This is a genomic window from Streptomyces sp. NPDC127092 (assembly GCF_042722475.1).
Classification (GTDB): Bacteria; Actinomycetota; Actinomycetes; order Streptomycetales; family Streptomycetaceae; genus Streptomyces.
The window spans coordinates 1-14,676 of the sequence record NZ_JBHXFE010000032.1 but is presented as its reverse complement, the minus strand read 5'-3'; the positions used below and the strand labels follow the sequence as shown (position 1 = coordinate 14,676).

General features: G+C 72.1%; 15 protein-coding genes. 6 read left to right on the top strand and 9 right to left on the bottom strand.

The features are described 5' to 3' along the window. Nucleotides 1-56 precede the first annotated feature (56 nt). From ACFWJO_RS24860 to ACFWJO_RS24840, 5 genes are all read right to left on the bottom strand, one after another. Nucleotides 57-242: a hypothetical protein gene (locus tag ACFWJO_RS24860; protein WP_386868439.1), complete on the bottom strand. Its 186-nt coding sequence runs from the start codon at nt 240-242 to the stop codon at nt 57-59. Between the two features lie 125 nt (nt 243-367). Then, nucleotides 368-874: a DUF664 domain-containing protein gene (locus ACFWJO_RS24855; protein ID WP_386868437.1), complete on the bottom strand. Its 507-nt coding sequence runs from the start codon at nt 872-874 to the stop codon at nt 368-370. A 17-nt stretch (nt 875-891) separates the two neighbouring features. Next, a complete protein-coding gene (locus ACFWJO_RS24850) occupies nt 892-2,910 on the bottom strand; it encodes a serine/threonine-protein kinase (protein ID WP_386868435.1) in 2,019 nt (672 codons plus the stop codon). A 290-nt stretch (nt 2,911-3,200) separates the two neighbouring features. Next, nucleotides 3,201-3,605: a DUF1992 domain-containing protein gene (locus ACFWJO_RS24845; protein WP_386868433.1), complete on the bottom strand. Its 405-nt coding sequence runs from the start codon at nt 3,603-3,605 to the stop codon at nt 3,201-3,203. Nucleotides 3,606-3,736: 131 nt separating this feature from the next. Next, a complete protein-coding gene (locus ACFWJO_RS24840) occupies nt 3,737-3,940 on the bottom strand; it encodes a cold-shock protein (protein WP_046908818.1) in 204 nt (67 codons plus the stop codon). A 284-nt stretch (nt 3,941-4,224) separates the two neighbouring features. Between ACFWJO_RS24840 and ACFWJO_RS24835 the strand changes: the two genes are divergently transcribed. Next, nucleotides 4,225-5,103 carry a menaquinone biosynthetic enzyme MqnA/MqnD family protein gene (locus ACFWJO_RS24835; protein ID WP_386868431.1) on the top strand — a complete coding sequence of 293 codons (879 nt, stop codon included), beginning with the start codon at nt 4,225-4,227 and terminating at the stop codon, nt 5,101-5,103. An 81-nt stretch (nt 5,104-5,184) separates the two neighbouring features. On the opposite strand, the gene ACFWJO_RS24830 is transcribed toward ACFWJO_RS24835, so the two are convergent. Beyond that, on the bottom strand, nt 5,185-6,249 hold the full coding sequence (locus ACFWJO_RS24830; protein ID WP_386868429.1) for an alpha/beta hydrolase: 1,065 nt from the start codon (nt 6,247-6,249) through the stop codon (nt 5,185-5,187). A gap of 188 nt (nt 6,250-6,437) precedes the next feature. Between ACFWJO_RS24830 and mqnC the strand changes: the two genes are divergently transcribed. The 3 genes from mqnC to ACFWJO_RS24815 all read left to right on the top strand — a co-directional run bounded on the left by mqnC (nt 6,438) and on the right by ACFWJO_RS24815 (nt 9,047). Then, nucleotides 6,438-7,652 (top strand): cyclic dehypoxanthinyl futalosine synthase, encoded by a 1,215-nt coding sequence (mqnC, locus tag ACFWJO_RS24825; protein WP_384423449.1) that lies wholly within the window; start codon nt 6,438-6,440, stop codon nt 7,650-7,652. A 21-nt stretch (nt 7,653-7,673) separates the two neighbouring features. Beyond that, a complete protein-coding gene (locus ACFWJO_RS24820) occupies nt 7,674-8,273 on the top strand; it encodes a hypothetical protein (protein ID WP_386868427.1) in 600 nt (199 codons plus the stop codon). Between the two features lie 78 nt (nt 8,274-8,351). Then, a complete protein-coding gene (locus ACFWJO_RS24815; protein ID WP_386868425.1) occupies nt 8,352-9,047 on the top strand; it encodes a demethylmenaquinone methyltransferase in 696 nt (231 codons plus the stop codon). A 7-nt stretch (nt 9,048-9,054) separates the two neighbouring features. On the opposite strand, the gene ACFWJO_RS24810 is transcribed toward ACFWJO_RS24815, so the two are convergent. Next, nucleotides 9,055-10,545, bottom strand: coding sequence for a phosphodiester glycosidase family protein (locus ACFWJO_RS24810; protein WP_386868422.1), 1,491 nt, complete (start codon nt 10,543-10,545; stop codon nt 9,055-9,057). Next, on the bottom strand, nt 10,542-11,270 hold the full coding sequence (locus ACFWJO_RS24805; protein WP_386868420.1) for a peptidase inhibitor family I36 protein: 729 nt from the start codon (nt 11,268-11,270) through the stop codon (nt 10,542-10,544). Before ACFWJO_RS24805 ends, ACFWJO_RS24810 begins: the two co-directional genes overlap by 4 nt. A gap of 109 nt (nt 11,271-11,379) precedes the next feature. Here ACFWJO_RS24805 and ACFWJO_RS24800 point away from each other — a divergent pair, with 109 nt between their 5' ends. Then, complete coding sequence (locus ACFWJO_RS24800; RefSeq protein WP_386868418.1) at nt 11,380-12,669, top strand: geranylgeranyl reductase family protein; 1,290 nt, start codon at nt 11,380-11,382, stop codon at nt 12,667-12,669. Here the strand turns inward: ACFWJO_RS24800 and ACFWJO_RS24795 are convergent. Beyond that, on the bottom strand, nt 12,635-13,615 hold the full coding sequence (locus tag ACFWJO_RS24795) for a GlxA family transcriptional regulator (RefSeq protein WP_386868416.1): 981 nt from the start codon (nt 13,613-13,615) through the stop codon (nt 12,635-12,637). The two genes, ACFWJO_RS24800 and ACFWJO_RS24795, sit on opposite strands and share 35 nt — an antisense overlap. Before the next feature lie 103 nt (nt 13,616-13,718). On the opposite strand from ACFWJO_RS24795, the gene ACFWJO_RS24790 reads away from it, so the two are divergent. Next, nucleotides 13,719-14,591 (top strand): NAD(P)-dependent oxidoreductase, encoded by an 873-nt coding sequence (locus ACFWJO_RS24790; RefSeq protein WP_386868414.1) that lies wholly within the window; start codon nt 13,719-13,721, stop codon nt 14,589-14,591. The last annotated feature ends 85 nt before the right edge of the window (nt 14,592-14,676 follow it).

The window sequence follows — 14,676 nt, the reverse complement described above, 5'->3', positions numbered from 1 at the left end:
CGAACGGCCGGACACCGCCCTCGTGGTGTCCGGCCGTCTCGCGCTGTCGCCCGTGGTCAGTCCTCCACCAGGTCCGGCAGGCCGAGCTCGTTCAGCTCGACGGGCTCCGGCCCGTCCTCCTCGTGGGCCACGGCGGTGGCGGTGGCCGGAGCGGCCTGAGCGGTGGCGGCGGCGAAGCCGAGGACGCCGCCGGCCAGGGCGACGGCGGCGACGAGGGAGCGGGTGGTGGTGGTGAGGTTCATGCCCGGGGAACGAATCCTCTCCCGCGGCGGTCACGGAGTGTGGCGCGGGAGAGGGAGAGGCGCGCGTCCGTCCACCGCGCGCCCCCAGTCACCTGCCACCGCCACATGCCGTCTGGCGCCTGGCCCTAGCGCCGCTCCACCAGGCCCCGGACGTACGCCGCCTGCCCCGCGTGCTGGTTGTCCTCGGCGACCACGCTGATGAGGCGGACGCCGAGGGTGACGTGCGGGGTCCAGCGGGTGTCGACGACCCGGTCAAGGTCGGCGTCGGTGAGTGCGCCGACGTGGTCGAGGGTGCGGGCGTGGACGGCGTCGTAGTAGTCGAGCAGGAGGTCGGCCGACGCACGGACGGCCGCCACCTGCTTGCTGCTGTGGCCGAAGCCGGTGGCGTCCTCCGGGAACGGCAGGCCGAAGCGGCCGGACCAGCCCTCGGCCGTCCACACCTGCTCGGTCCCGAAGGCGTCGGCGATGTGGTCGTCCTGGATCCGGGTGAGGTGCCAGACCAGCCAGGCGATGGAGTTGGCGTCGGGATCGATCCGTACGGTCAGCTCGTCGTCCGACAGGCCCTCGACGGCCTCGTGCACGGCCTCCTGGATCCGGCCGAAGGCGTCAAGGAGAAGCTCCGCGCTCTTCATGGCGTCACGGTACGCGCTCAGACACGGTGGTAGTGGTAGCCCTCGCCGTGGGACGGGCCCACGTCGTGGAGGATGCCGCTCGGTACCGCGAGCTTGAACGCCGACGTGTCGCCGTTCGTGCAGTAGGGGTACCCGCCGGACTTGGCCTGGTCGACGGTGGTGGTGCCCAGGTTGATGCGCTTGCCGCCGTCGGTGATCGAGACCAGCTTGGCCACGTATTCGCAGTGCGCTCCGTTGGTGTCGCTGATCATCCTGGCGGCGATCTGGCCGGGGGCCACCCGGTAGATGTAGACCGTTTCCGGCTGCCCGATGTTGTACTGGGCCGTGTACTTCCAGGTGCCGACGAAGCCCGAGGGGACCGTGTTGCCGCCGGTGGCCGGGGCCTGGGTGGTCGCCGGCGGCCTGGTCGTCGTACCGCCGCCGGACGATGAACCACCGGAGCTCGTCGAGGAACCGCCTCCAGAGGCGGTGCCTCCGGAAGCCCCTCCGGAAGCCCCTCCGGAGGCACCGCCGGAAGCGCCGCCCGAGGCCGTACCTCCGCCGCTCGCGGGCAGACCGCCGACCGCGCCGCCGCCGCCCGCCGCCGCGTCACCGGGCGGCGGGGCCGCCGTCGGGTTCTGGCCCGGCGGCGTGGTGGCCGTGCCGGGCGGGGGAGCGGAGGAGGGGCCGGTGGTGGTCGTCGCGGGCGGCGGGGCGCTGCTCGACGCGCCGGGTGAGGCTCCGAGATCGCGCTCGCGGGCGCCGTCGTCGATCAGCTTCACCACGGTGCCGCTGATGCCGAGGACGACGAAGACGGCCGCGACGACCGTCCAGACGCGGGAGGCGCGGCGCGGCTCGCGGCGCACGGCGGCGGGTGTGGCGGCGACCGCGTCCGCGGCGCCGGCCGTGCCGGGCGCCTTCGGGCGCAGTCCCACCGTGCCGGTGTCGGACGCCTCCCCGGCCGCATCGGCCTTCCCGGCCCCATCGGCCCCACCGGCCTCCCCGGCCGCACCCGTCCCGCCGGCCTTCGCGGCCCCACCCGCCTTGCCGGCCTCCGTCGCCGCCGCCTCCCGCTCCAGCTCCTCCGACAGCGCTTCCACGTCGAGCAGCCGGGCCGCCTGCCGGGCGAGCCGTGCCACGAGCTCGGGCGGCAGCCACGCGCCGCCCGCGGCGGGGCCGCGGCCGGACTCCTCGCCCGGGAGAGCCGGGTCGGCGAGCAGGGCGGCGATGGCGGGCCGCTGCTCCGGGTCCTTGGTGAGGCAGCGGGCGATGAAGCCGCGCAGCTCCTCGGACTCGACCCGGTCGAGCTCGGGCTCGGCCTCCACGATCTGGAACATGATCGCGTGCTGGTTGCTGGCGCCGTGCCCGAACGGCAGCCGCCCGGTCGCCGCGTACATGAGGACGCAGCCGAGCGCGAAGACGTCGGCGGCCGGGCCGAGCGACTCGCCGCGGACCTGCTCGGGGGCCATGAAGCCGGGGGAGCCGACGACCATGCCGGTGCTGGTGAGCAGCGACTCGACGGAGGGCTCCAGGGCCCGCGCGATGCCGAAGTCGATCACCCGGGGGCCCTCGACGGTGAGCATCACGTTGGACGGCTTGAGGTCCCGGTGCAGGATGCCTGCGCCGTGGATGCCCTGGAGGGCCCGCAGCAGGCCGAGCGCGAGGGCCAGGATCGAGTCGGCGGGCAGTGGGCCGTGCTCCCGTACGACCTGTTCGAGGGAGGGACCGGGTACGAAGCCGGTGGCCACCCATGGCCGGTCGGCCTCGGGGTCGGCGTCCAGGACGGGCGCGGTGTAGTGCTCGCCGACCTTCCGTACGGCGTCGATCTCCCGGCGGAAGCGGGCCCGGAACTGGGGGTCCTGCGCGTGCTCCTCGTGCACGATCTTGACCGCGACCGTCCGCCCGCCCTCGGAGCGGGCCAGGTAGACCCGTCCCATGCCGCCGGAGCCGAGCCGGCCGAGGAGCCGGTACGGCCCGATCGCGCGCGGGTCGCCGGCGGCGAGCGGCTCCATGCCGCTGATGCCCGCGCCCTCTCCCTTGCCCTTCACGCCGCTCATGCCGGTCTGGCCCCCCTGGTCGTCCCTGCCCGATGGTCGGTCGAACGCGCACAGCGTAGATGAGTACGCGTCAACTGGACGCGCTGGACGAGGCCTTGGGTTCCTCCACTATCCATCTATCCCGGAAACGTATCTCCACGCCCCTACGCGAACCAGCCCCGGGCGCGAGAACCAGCCACCTCCGGTACGAGAACCAGCCCCCTCGGCGCGAGAGCGAGCCCCTCGGCGCGCGGATCAGCCCCCCGGCGCGAGAGCCAGCCACCCCCGGCGCGCGGACCGGCCTCCGGCGCTCACCCGCGGAGGCGTGCCCGGCGCCACCGCGCCGCTTCCGCCTCCACGTCGAACAGTGTCAGGTTCAGCGGCGGGCCGGCCGGCGGGCGGGCGAGGGCTTCGGCGATCTTGGTGTTGACGTCACCGAGGACGCGGCGCAGCTGGGACTCCGACACCGCCTCCCGTGCGGCCCGCGCCGCGTCCTCGGCCTCCTTGCGCAGGGCCAGCGACGGCGGGAGTGCCGACAGGCCCTCGCGGTGCATCTTCCGCCTGACCCACCACAGCTCGTCGTACGGCGCGGCGTCGTCGTCGAGCGGCTTGCCGAAGCCCTCGAGCCGGGAGAACTCGCCGCGCTCGGTCGCCTCGCGGATCTGCTTGTCCACGAATGACTCGAAGCTGACGCCGGGCGGTTTGCGTTCGGTCATGGCTCCAGCGTACGGCCGCGCCTTTCGTACGAGGCCGGAAACGGCAGGAGCCCCGCTCGTGCGCTTCGCGCACGGAGCGGGGCTCCTTGGGTACAGCTCTAGAGGATCGCGATCGTCGACCCCGGGGTCACTTAGACCGGGGTGACGTTCTCCGCCTGCGGGCCCTTCGGGCCCTGCGTGACGTCGAAGTTCACCTGCTGGTTCTCCTCGAGGGAGCGGAAGCCAGAGGCGTTGATCGCGGAGTAGTGGACGAAGACATCCGGGCCGCCGCCTTCCTGGGCAATGAAGCCGAAGCCCTTTTCAGCGTTGAACCACTTCACGGTTCCGGTAGCCATGAGCCCTCCTATGGGCCAAAGGGTCGCCCTGCTCCAGAACCTGCAACCAAGTCTGAAAACTACAAAAGCCTGCGGGTCACATGCTCCGCAGGCTCTGTACTGCAAGGGAAACCAAACTGCAACTTGCGTTGAGCGTAGCACGCAGCGTGCTCGGAGCGGTAGAGGGAAAGATCACGTCACCCGAATGTTTGGCGCGTCTCTCACGCGCTGACGGGATCGGGGCGCGGTGTCGCTCGTACGCCCCCGGCGATGTCCGCCAGGCGAGACGGGTCTAGCCTCGCGATGTGGACAATGCAACCGATGCCGCGGCCGATGAGCAGCGGCGCAGCCGGCCCCGCGTGGGACACATCCAGTTCCTGAACTGCCTGCCCCTTTATTGGGGCCTCGCCCGGACCGGAACGCTGCTCGACCTGGAGCTGACGAAGGACACCCCGGAGAAGCTCAGCGAACGGCTGGTGCGTGGGGACCTGGATATCGGTCCCATCACGCTCGTCGAATACCTCCGGCACGCCGACGAGCTCGTCGCGCTGCCGGACATCGCCGTGGGCTGTGACGGGCCCGTCATGTCGTGCGTGATCGTCTCCCAGCGGCCGCTGGCCGAGCTGGACGGCGCTCGGGTCGCGCTCGGCTCGACCTCGCGGACCTCGGTGCGTCTGGCGCAGCTGCTGCTCGCCGAGTCGTACGGCGTGTCGCCCGACTACTACACGTGTCCGCCCGACCTCGGTCTGATGATGCAGGAGGCGGAGGCGGCGGTGCTGATCGGCGACGCCGCGCTGCGGGCCTCGCTGCACGACGCGCCGCGGCTGGGGCTCCAGGTCCACGACCTGGGGCTGATGTGGAAGGAGTGGACGGGCCTTCCGTTCGTCTTCGCCGTGTGGGCGGTCCGCAAGGACTTCCTGGCGCGCGAGCCGGAGACCGTCCGTGACGTCCACCGGGCCTTCCTGGCCTCGCGTGACCTGTCGCTCGAGGAGGTCACCAAGGTGGCGGAGCAGGCGGCGCGCTGGGAGTCCTTCGACGCGGAGCTGCTGGAGCGGTACTTCCGTACGCTCGACTTCCGTTTCGGGCCGGAGCAGCTGGCGGGGGTGCGGGAGTTCGCCCGCCGTACCGGCCCGACGACCGGTTTTCCCGCGGACGTACGGGTGGAGCTGCTCGGAGCCCGCTAGCCCGCTAGCCCGCAGGGGCCGGCCCCGGGCCCGCCGGCCCGGGGCCCTGCCCGCGCCCCGCCGGCTCCCCCGGCCTGCCCGCTAGCCGGCCGTGGGCTGTTCCGGTTCGGACGGGACCGGGCCCTGGATGTGCCGGCTGATCCAGGCCATCGTCCCGTCGTTCATGCCCCGCATGTAGGAGCGGGCGTTGTGCTCGCCGTCCTGGATGACCTGGAGCCGGGTCTTCAGGGGGCCCTTCGTGTACGTGTGCATGAAGGCCCTGAGCCTGGCCATGCCCGACTCCTTGGTGCCGATCTGGAAGGCCACGTAGGTCCGGTACTCCGGCTTGTCGGGTTTCCGGCCGAGGGCGGCGGCCAGCTTCTCCGGGTTGTTCGCCTGCCGTTCGGCCTCGTGCCCCTTCCAGAGCGGGGAGTCCGGAACGGTGTCCGGGCCGGAGGCGATGACGGCCTTGAACTTGTCCGGCTTCTGCAGGACGGACTTCAGTCCGGCGAAGCCGCCCGAGGACGAGCCCATGAAGGCCCAGCCGTCCCGGGAGTCGAAGGTGCGGAAATTGGCCCGTACGAAATCGGGGACGTCCTCGGTCAGCCAGGTGCCCATTTTCGGCTGCCCGGGTATATCACTGCCGTCGTGGTAGAACTCGGCGCTCGGGTTGAGAACGGGCATCACGACGATGAACGGTTGGCTCTTCCCTTCGTCCACCCAGCGGCTGATGTTCCCCTGGAGGTCGATGCCCTTGCCCGTCCAGTAATTCGTGGGGAACCCCTTTCCGCCGGGCAGGGTGATGAGGACGGGGAAGCCGCTGTCGGCGTACGCCGGGTCGAAATACTGTTTCGGCGCCCATACCCAGACCCGGCCGGTGAATCCCGACTTCTCCCCGTGCAGCTCGGTCATGCCGATCTTGGTGCCGTCGTCGAGGGTGCGGTGCACCGTGAAGGAGGCCTTGGGGCCGGTGGGGAAGACGGTCCTCGGCACCCCGGCCCCCGGCTTGTGCTGCCGCACGGCCTGCTGCTGGGCCGACCGCTCGCTCCGCGGCGTGTCGAAGGAGACGGGATCGCCCTCGTCGGAGCAGCCCGTGACCAGACCGAGCGTGGTGCCGAGGGCGAGGGCGGCCGCGAGGATCCGGGCCGGGCGGCGGCGACGTTTCATGACGTGCTCCGGGTGCGATTCGGGCGATACGGAGGTTATGGAGGATTCCGGAGAAGGAGAGGGTCCCGGGGGCCGATCGGTTGGCTCGGGACCGGCACCAATCCGCGCGAAGGCCCTGGCGTAGGCTGGTTCGGTCCGTTCAGTACGCACCGGTTCGCGTACGCACGCCTCCGAAAGGGACACACCCGGTGACCGAGAACGCCGAACTCACGTCTTTTGATGTCACAGCTGTTCTCGACCGCGCCGCCGCGGGTGGCCGGATCTCCGCCGAGGAGGCGCTCGGCCTCTACCGCTCGGCGCCGCTGCACGCGCTGGGCGCCGCCGCCGACGCGGTGCGCCGCCGCCGGTACGCGGGGACCGAGCACATCGCGACGTACATCATCGAGCGCAACATCAACTACACGAACGTCTGTGTGACGGCGTGCAAGTTCTGCGCGTTCTACGCCGCCCCGAAGGACACCAAGAAGGGCTGGACCCGCGACCTCGACGACATCCTGCGCCGCTGCGCGGAGACCGTGGAGCTCGGCGGCACCCAGATCATGTTCCAGGGCGGCCACCACCCGGACTACGGGGTCGAGTACTACGAGAAGCACTTCTCGGCCATCAAGCGGGAGTTCCCGCAGCTGGTCATCCACTCCCTCGGCGCGTCCGAGGTCGAGCACATGGCCCGCATCTCCGGCGTCTCCGTCGAGGAGGCCATCACCCGCATCCACGAGGCCGGCCTCGACTCCTTCGCGGGCGCCGGCGCCGAGCTGCTGCCCGAGCGGCCCCGCAAGGCCATCGCGCCGCTCAAGGAGTCCGGCGAGCGCTGGCTGGAGATCATGGAGATCGCCCACAAGCTGGGCGTCGAGTCGACCTCGACGATGCTCATGGGCACCGGCGAGACCAACGCCGAGCGCATCGAGCACCTGCGGATGATCCGCGACGTGCAGGACCGGACGGGCGGCTTCCGGGCCTTCATCCCGTACACGTACCAGCCGGAGAACAACCACCTGAAGGGCCGTACGCAGGCCACGATCTTCGAGTACCTGCGGATGATCGCCGTCGCGCGGCTCTTCCTGGACAACGTCGCCCACATCCAGGGCTCGTGGCTGACCGTCGGCAAGGAGGCCGGCCAGCTGTCGCTGCACTACGGCGCGGACGACCTGGGCTCGATCATGCTGGAGGAGAACGTGGTCTCCTCGGCCGGTGCGAAGCACCGCTCCAACCGCATGGAGATCATCGACCTGATCCGCAAGGCCGGGCGTGTCCCGGCCCAGCGCGCGACGACGTACGAGCACCTGGTCGTGCACGACGACCCGGCGAACGACCCGGTCGACGAGCGGGTGGTCTCCCACATCTCGTCGATCGCGATCGAGGGCGGCACCGCGCACCCCGAGCTGAAGCTGCTCGACGCCAAGTAGGACCGGAGAAGGGGCACGACTGTGCTGACGCTGCACGTCGCCGACGCGTCGCCCGAGGACGCGGTCCTGGTCGACGGCGCGCTCGTCGCGGCCGTCGGCCCGTACGAGGAGCTGGCCGCGGCGAACCAGGACGCCCGGCTGCGCCGGTGGCCCGGCATCCTCACGCCCGGGCTGCTCAACCCGTACGGCCCCGAACTCCTCGAACAGACCTACCACCCGGACCCGCGCGAGGCCGACACCTACGGCACCGAGCCGATCACCGGCGAGCGGGCGCGGGAGATCTTCCACGCCGAGCCCGTGCGGCTCGGCGCCAGCGCGCGGCGCGGGGTGCAGCGGCTCCTCGCGCACGGGACGGTCGCCGTCGCCGGCGAGCTGCGCGGGCGGGCCGCCCTGGACGCGGTGCGCCGCGCCGGGCTCGCGGTGGGGCAGCGCCCGCCGAACCTGCCGGGGCCGCCGTCCCTCTCGCCGGTGCCGCTCGTGCTGCTGCCCCGCCTGGTGGCGGGCGGCCCGGCCCGGTTCGCGGTCTTTGACGTGCCGGACCGCGCGTCCCTCGTCCGGCTCGGCGCCTCCACCTGCGTGGCCACCGTGGTCGGCGGCCGCCTGGTCTACCGGGCCCGCTGACGGGTGCGGCGGGGCCGCCCTGCGACAATGCGGGCGTAACGTCATCCGCCCGTACGACACAAGGTGAGGCGAACGCGAGTGACCCGCGCAACCCTGGACAAGCAGCCGCACGAAGTCGCCTCGATGTTCGACGACGTGGCGGCGAACTACGACCTCACCAACGACGTGCTCTCGCTCGGCCAGGACCGGCGCTGGCGCAAGGAGGTCGCGAAGGCGGTCGACGCGCGACCGGCCCAGAAGGTCCTGGACCTCGCCGCCGGCACCGCGACCTCCTCGCAGCCGTTCGTGAAGGCCGGGGCGTACGTCGTGCCCTGCGACTTCTCGCTCGGCATGCTCAGGGTCGGCAAGAAGAACCACCCGTGGATGCCGTTCACCGCGGGCGACGGCACGAAGCTGCCCTTCAAGGACGAGGTCTTCGACGCCGTCACCATCTCCTTCGGGCTGCGCAACATCCAGGACACCGACCAGGCGCTGCGCGAGCTGTACCGGGTGACGAAGCCCGGCGGCCGGGTCGTCATCTGCGAGTTCTCGCACGCCACCTGGGCGCCGTTCCGCACGGTGTACGAGGAGTACCTGATGCGCGCCCTGCCGCCGGTGGCGCGGGCCGTCTCCTCCAACCCCGACGCGTACGTCTACCTCGCCGAGTCCATCCAGTCCTGGCCCGACCAGCCGACCCTCGCGGGGATGCTGCAGAAGGCCGGCTGGTCGAAGGTCGCCTGGCGCAACCTCACGGGCGGGATCGTGGCCCTGCACCGCGGGTTCAAGGCGGAGTAGCGGGGGTCTACGGCTTCTTGTACATGCCGTAGCCGCTGATCCCGGCGTAGACGGCGTCGGCGACCGGCCGGTGCACGTACACGCCGTCCTCGCGGTCCGTCGGCGGGGTGCGCACGACGGTGCCGGCGTCGGTGGTGGCGGTGATCAGGGTGGCCGAGCCGCCGCCGTCGAGGTTGAGCGCGTCGATCAGACCGAGCTCCTCCGAGTCCAGGAGCTCGGCGAACTCGTGCAGCCAGGCCCCGTCCTCGTGGGTCGTGGTGGTGGAGTCCTGGGGCTGTCCCGTGAGGGTGACGAGGACGGTGTGGCCGCGCACGTTGGTGCCGAGGGCCACCCGCGAGTCGGTGCAGATCTCCGTGCCGTCGGCGCCGGCGCCCTTCTGGTTGCAGGTGTCGGGCAGGGCGGCCGGGACGTCGCCGTCGCGCAGCAGCTGGTGGAAGGAGCCGACGACGTCGACCGACGGGTCCAGCGGGATCTCCCGGCCGAAGGTCATGTCCTTCAGCTTCTGCGAGACCGTGAGGACGGTGCCGAGTTGCGCGTGGTCGCGCAGCCAGGTGGCGCCGGTGCCGACGCCCTGCAGGATGCGTCCGCCGGAGGGCACGTACACCTCGGTCTTGTTGCCCTGGCCCCCGCCGCGGCCCGGGCGGGCGGCCGTCACCTTGCCGGCGGAGTCGAGGACGACCTCGAAGCCGGGGTCGTCGTCGGTGGTGACGTACGGGTCGAGGCCGGGCTTGGGCACCGGGTACTTGTAGTCGGAGGTGAACAGGACGACCTCGTCCGGGTCGGTGTAGACGCCCCGCTGGTCGTTGACCTGGTCCTCGGGCTGGTGCTCGTCGTCGCCGTCACGCGCGCAGCCGCGGGCCCGGCCGGGGTCGCGGTTGATGTCGTCGAGGCGCAGGAACGCGCGGTCGGCGGCGGTCAGGCTCAGCTCCGTGCTCAGCCTGGTGATGTACGGGACGCCGTACTGGATCACGGCGCCGTTGGTGCCCTGGCCGTAGCGGCCGAAGCAACCGGCGCTGTGCAGGACGCCGTCGGTGACCGAGACGCCCATGTGCTGGAGGGTGAGGGGCCGTGTGTCCTTCTTCAGGTCGGGGTGGGCCGGCTCCGACTTGAACAGGCCGCCATTGACGCCGGCCAGCGGGTGGCGGGAGGTCACCGGGCTGACGCCGGCGAGCTGGTCGGCGACCTTCTCGGCCAGGCCGTCGCCGCCCGGGCCGACGGTGCTCTGGAGGTCGAGCGGGGCGGCCGTGGGGTCGATCTCGACGACCTGGAGGAGGCGGGATCTGGTGCGGTTCTCCAGGGTCTTCTCGGTCCAGTTGGTGACCGTGATGCCGGCGGGGAGCTTGTCCGCGCCCTTGACCGGGCTCTCCGTCCAGTGGGCGGCGAGCGGGCTCTGCACACCGTCCGCCGCCGTGGAGGCGGGCGCGGCCGACGTGGTCAGGGCGACGGCCGAGGTGAGGGCGGCGGCCAGGGCGAGGGCCGGGCGCAGGGGCGTGGTCACTGGCACTCCGAGGTTCCGTTGACGAGCTCGTGGGAGCGGAAGGTGCCCGCGAACGGGCTGGGCACGGTCACGCTCTGGCCGCGCAGCACGACGTACGCGCCGTAGACCGTGTCGTTGTCGTCCGTCCAGCTGCCCTGGTAGTCGGCGGTGGGATAGAAGCAGAGGTGCCGGCCGGTCCGGTTGACCACGGACGCGGAGGGGACCTCGGGGCCGTAACTGTTGCCGTGGTTCCCGGTGGTGGTGTCGGTGGCGGGCTTGTCGAAGACGGTCATCGCGCCGCGCCCGTTGCGCTCGGCGAAGGTGCAGAGCTGGGTGCCCTGGCAGCGCTCGTAGCCGGTGAAGCACAGCGCCCGGGTGGGCACCAGCTTGTAGGAGCCGACGACCCAGCGGACGCCGTCCTTGACGTACTCGTCGGAGTTGCCGGGCTTGACGGTCTGGTGGCCGCCGCCGTACTCCGGCCTGGAGTACGCGCAGGCCCACATGCCGGTGTTGTTCTTGACGGACAGGATGGTGCCGGCGTCCCGTTCGGCCTTGCCGCCCTGGGCGACGTCGGTGCGGGTGCCGGTGCCGCCGCTGCCGTCGTAGAGGCAGAACTGGCCGGTGGGGCAGTCCGCGAAGGGGACGGCCTCGGCGCTCGCGGGCAGGACGAGGAACGCGGAGCCGAACAGGGCGAGGACGGCGGCGTACAGCCACCCTCTTCGTATGTGTGTGCGATTGAGGGTCACGACGGACGATCATGCCCGAAGGGTGGCCCTCCGGACAGTCCGTCACGGGCCCCCATAGACTCGGGACCGCACCGTCCCACGTACCACCGAGCCCCCGGGAGACCACGCCGTGAGCGAGCAGCAGCCCCTCTCCGAGCACAGCGCAGACGTGATCGTCGTCGGGGCGGGCCCGGCCGGCTCGACCACCGCGTACTACCTGGCCAAGGCGGGGCTGGACGTCCTGCTCCTGGAGAAGACCGCGTTCCCGCGCGAGAAGGTCTGCGGTGACGGGCTCACGCCGCGCGCCACCAAGCAGCTCGTCGCGATGGGGATCGACATCTCCGAAGAGGCCGGCTGGCTGCGGAACAAGGGGCTGCGGATCATCGGCGGCGGTGTGCGGCTCGAGCTCGACTGGCCGGACCTCGCCTCGTACCCGGACTACGGACTCGTCCGCAAGCGTGACGACTTCGACGAGATGCTGGCCCGGCAGGCGCAGAAGGCGGGCGCGCGCCTGTACGAGCGCTGCAACGTCGGCGCCCCCGTCATCGACGACCGTACGGGCCGGATCACCGGCGTCCACGCCAAGCTCGGCGAGGAGAAGCGCGAGGTCACCTTCCACGCGCCGCTCGTCGTCGCCGCCGACGGCAACTCCACCCGCCTGTCCCTCGCGATGGGCCTGCACCGGCGCGAGGACCGGCCGATGGGCGTCGCCGTGCGGACGTACTTCACGACCCCGCGGCACCAGGACGACTACCTGGAGTCCTGGCTGGAGCTGTGGGACCGGCGCGGCCCGCAGGACCGGCTGCTTCCCGGCTACGGCTGGATCTTCGGCATGGGCGACGGCACCTCCAACGTGGGCCTCGGCATCCTCGACTCCTCCTCCGCCTTCCGCGAGCTGGACTGGCGCGAGGTCCTCAAGGCCTGGTGCGCCTCCATGCCGGAGGACTGGGGCTTCACCCCGGACAACATGACCACCCCGATCCGCGGCGCGGCGCTGCCGATGGCCTTCAACCGGCAGCCGCACTACACCAAGGGCCTGCTGCTCGTCGGCGACGCCGGCGGGCTGGTCAACCCGTTCAACGGCGAGGGCATCGCCTACGCGATGGAGTCGGGCCAGATCGCCGCCGACGTCATCGTCCAGGCCCACGCCCGCCAGACCCCCGCCCAGCGCGAGCTGGCCCTGCGGAACTACCCGCAGATCCTCAAGGACACCTACGGCGGCTACTACACGCTGGGCCGCGCCTTCGTGAAGCTCATCGGCAACCCGAAGATCATGAAGATCGCCACCCAGCGCGGACTGACCCACCCGCTGCTGATGAAGTTCACGCTGAAGATGCTGGCCAACCTCACCGACCCGACCGGCGGCGACGCCATGGACCGCATCATCAACGGCCTTTCGAAGGTGGCCCCGAAGGCCTGAGCGCGAACGACCGCCGGTAGGCGCCGGGGGGCACCCCGACCGTGCGGGTGAAGTGGCGTCGCAGGTTGGCCGCGGAGCCCAGGCCGCTCTGCTCGCCGATGCGTTCCACCGGCAGGTCGGTGGATTCGAGGAGCGTGCGGGCCCGGGCCACGCGCTCGCCGAGGAGCCACTGCAGCGGCGTCGTGCCGTGCGTCTCGCGGATCCGCCGGTGGAAGGTGCGCGGGCTCATGTGGGCGCGGCGGGCCAGCTCCTCCACCGTCAGCGGCTCGTGGAGGTGTTCCACGGCCCACTGGAGGGCCGTCCCGAGGCCGTCCTCCTCGGCCGGGGGCACCGGTGCCTCGACGTACTGCGGGCGGTCGCCCGGCCGGACGGCGGGCACGACCAGGCGCTGGGCGAGGGCGGCCGCGACGCCCGCGCCGAGGTCCTTCCGCACGAGGTGCAGGCACAGGTCCAGGCCGGCGGCGGCGCCCGCGCTGGTGAACACCCGCCCCTCGTCCGTGTACAGCGCCGAGGCGTCGACGGTGACCCGCGGGTGGCGGGCGGCCAGCGCGGAAGCGTAGTTCCGGTGGACGACGGCGCGGTGGCCGTCCAGGACACCCGCCGCCGCGAGCGCGAAGGCGCCGGTGCACATCGAGACCATGCGCGCTCCCGCCGCGTCCGCCTCCCGCAGTGCCGCGACGAGCTCGGCGGGCAGCTCCTGACGGCCCTCGGCCATCGCGAGCGGCACCGACGGCACGATCACGGTGTCCGCGCCGGCGACCGCGTCGACGCCGTGGGTCCCGTACGGAGCGGGGCCGTGGACCCGCAGCTCGTACCAGGGGTCGGACAGGTCGGCGTGTGGGATCCCGAACACCATGGACACCGTGGACAGTTCGTACAGGTCCCACGGCGAGAGGGCACCCTGTTCCTCGGGCACGAGGACGACGGCGACGACTCCAGCGCTCATGCCCACGACGGTACGGCAGACCACTGACACCGTGGCAGGAACCGTGCGGCGGACGTCAGTTACGCCGCTGTCGGCGCGCTCGCCGCGCTGCGAGCGTGGAGCCATGAACGAGATGCACAAGGAGAACGTCACCGTCATCGGCCTCGGGCAGATGGGCGCCGCCCTCGCGGGCGCGTTCCTCGACGCCGGCCACTCCACCACCGTCTTCAACCGCAGCCCCGAGAAGGCCGGGCCGCTCGTCGCGCGCGGCGCCCGCCACGCCGCCACCGTCGCCGAGGCGGTCGCGGCGAGCGAGCTCGTCGTGGTCTGCGTGCTCGATGACGACGCCGTCCGCGGCCTCCTCGGCCCGCTCGCCGGCGCGCTGCGCGGCAAGGTCCTCGTCAACCTCACCTCCGGTTCGCCCGAGCAGGCCCGTGCGGAGGCGGAGTGGGCCGCCGGGCACGGCATCGGCTACCTCGACGGCGGGATCATGACCACGCCGCCCGGCGTCGGCGACAGCGACAGCATGATCCTCTACGCGGGCGGTCCCGAGCTCCTGGCCGCGCACCGTCCGACGCTCGCCGTGCTCGGCGACCCGGTCGACCTGGGTCCGGACGCGGGCCTCGCCTCGCTCTACGACGCCGGTCTGCTCGGCCTGATGTGGTCGGTGTTCGGCGGCTGGCTGCACGCGACCGCGCTGACCGGAGCCGACGGGGTGCCGGCCAAGGAGTTCACGCCGGTGGCGGTGCGCTGGCTGCGGACGGTGTCCTGGTTCCTCACCACGTACGCCGACCAGATCGACGCGGGGGAGTACCCGGGCGACGACGCCACCATCGACGTCCAGGTCGCGGGCATCCGACACCTGCTGCACGCGGGCGAGGCCCGCGGCGTCGACAACCGGCTCCCGGAGCTGCACCTGGAGCTGATGAGGCAGGCGGTGGCGGCCGGCCACGGCGGGGACAGCTACGCGCGGATCATCGAGGCGTTCCGGCGTTAGCGCGCGGCCGGTCGGCACGGCGCGCCGGCCCGCGCCGCCACCGCACCACGACGAAGGGCCGTCACCCCTTCGGGAGTGACGGCCC

Coding starts and splice junctions, on each gene's coding strand:
- ACFWJO_RS24855 (WP_386868437.1), bottom strand. CDS start 874: ATGAAGAGCGCGGAGCTTCTCCTTGACGCCTTCGGCCGGATCCAGGAG.
- ACFWJO_RS24845 (WP_386868433.1), bottom strand. CDS start 3,605: ATGACCGAACGCAAACCGCCCGGCGTCAGCTTCGAGTCATTCGTGGAC.
- ACFWJO_RS24790 (WP_386868414.1), top strand. CDS start 13,719: ATGAACGAGATGCACAAGGAGAACGTCACCGTCATCGGCCTCGGGCAG.
- ACFWJO_RS24795 (WP_386868416.1), bottom strand. CDS start 13,615: ATGAGCGCTGGAGTCGTCGCCGTCGTCCTCGTGCCCGAGGAACAGGGT.
- ACFWJO_RS24840 (WP_046908818.1), bottom strand. CDS start 3,940: ATGGCTACCGGAACCGTGAAGTGGTTCAACGCTGAAAAGGGCTTCGGC.
- ACFWJO_RS24850 (WP_386868435.1), bottom strand. CDS start 2,910: ATGAGCGGCGTGAAGGGCAAGGGAGAGGGCGCGGGCATCAGCGGCATG.
- ACFWJO_RS24860 (WP_386868439.1), bottom strand. CDS start 242: ATGAACCTCACCACCACCACCCGCTCCCTCGTCGCCGCCGTCGCCCTG.
- ACFWJO_RS24830 (WP_386868429.1), bottom strand. CDS start 6,249: ATGAAACGTCGCCGCCGCCCGGCCCGGATCCTCGCGGCCGCCCTCGCC.